Origin of the sequence: Paraburkholderia sp. EG304, assembly GCF_046543485.1 — a bacterium.
Taxonomy (GTDB): Bacteria; Pseudomonadota; Gammaproteobacteria; order Burkholderiales; family Burkholderiaceae; genus Paraburkholderia; species Paraburkholderia youngii.
In genome coordinates, this window is sequence record NZ_JBKGUA010000213.1 from 1 (window position 1) to 1,417 (window position 1,417).

A 1,417-nucleotide genomic window follows, 5' to 3' on the forward strand; every position below is an offset into this window, starting at 1 on the left:
CTCGAGCACATCGCGCCGGGCCTGCAGTTCGACCTCGCCGAAGCCACGCGGATCGCCGCTGGTCCGTTGCCAGTGACGGGTCAGGACCCCGCTCCCCTCGCCGGCGTGCAGCAGCGCGCCCACCTGGTCCATGAAGTCGTAACCGGTGCTGCCATCGCAGGGCCAGTCTGCGCGAAGCACTTCATCCGGGGCGAGGATCTTCTCGACCCACAGGCCCAATGACCCGGGAGCGAGACCGCGTGTGGCGCCCGCCGCGTCCAGGGCGGCGCGCAGCCGCTGCAGGTAGCCCGCCGGATCACGCAGCCCATCCACATGGTCCACGCGCAGGCCATCCACGCGTCCTTCCGCAACCAGGCGCAGCGGCAGGGCATGCACCGTCTCGAAGACATCGTCGCGATGCATCTGCAGCGCGGCCAGCGAGGCGATGGTGAAGAACCGGCGGTAGTTGATCCGGTCATCCCCGGTGCGCCACCACGCCAGGCGGTACGGCTGCGCGGCGAGCAGGTCGGTGAGCGATTGTGCGGACCCCGCTGTCGACCCCGCAGGCACGCTCTCCGGCGCCAGCGGATACACCGTATCGTGATGCGCAATGCCCACCACGCCCTTGCCATCCCGCCGCACGGCCAGCACGCCATCGGCGATCGCGCTGGACAACGGACGATCCAGCACCGGCAACCACAGCTTGCCGTCGCGCCCAGGGGCGCGCCACGCGACATCGAACCACCTTGCATGGAGGCTCTCGCGTCCGTGCGCGAGCACATCCGCCCAGTACGGGTTGAGCGGGTGCGCCGCCATATGGTTCGGCACGATGTCCAGGATCAAGCCCATACCGTGCGCGCGCACGGCATCGGACAGACGCTGCAGCCCCGCCTCGCCGCCCAGTTCGGGATTGACCGTGGTCGGGTCGATCACATCATAGCCGTGGGTTGAGCCGGGCACTGCGCTGGCAATGGGCGAGAGGTACAGGTGACTGACGCCCAACGCGGCGTAGTAATCCACTTGTGCACACGCCGCGTCGAAATCGAATCCGGCATGCAACTGCAGACGTGCGGTGGCGCGGAACGGCACCATCTCAATACTCCTGGGCGCGGCGTGCCGCGGCGAACTGCTGCAGCGAACGGTCCAGCGTCGGCAACGGTAATGGAGAGGGCAGGCGCTGGCGCCAGTTCGGATGGACAGCGACGGTGCCGGGCAGGTTCACCTGCCCGCGCAGGCCAAGCGCGTCTTCGACCGGCAGCAGTGCCAGCGGTGCCGGGCCAGCAGCCACATGCCGCAGTGCTGCCAGCCGCAGCGTTGCCGGGGTGGCACCGCCGCCTACCGCACGCGCGAGCCGCGCGACATCGGCATGACGCTCGGCCATGGCCTGTGCGTGATCGGCGGCAGGCTGCGCCTCCAGCCGGGCGCGCCAGGCCAGATC

The 1,417-nt window shown here is 69.7% G+C and carries 2 protein-coding genes; both read right to left on the reverse strand.

The features are described 5' to 3' along the window. Positions 1–1,071, reverse strand: a 1,071-nt coding sequence (locus tag ACLFKU_RS43420) for an alpha-amylase family glycosyl hydrolase (RefSeq protein WP_410853353.1), incomplete at its 3' end; no start/stop codon positions are given. 1 nt (position 1,072) lies between these two features. Next, positions 1,073–1,417, reverse strand: a 345-nt coding sequence (locus ACLFKU_RS43425) for a 4-alpha-glucanotransferase (RefSeq protein WP_410853354.1), incomplete at its 5' end; no start/stop codon positions are given.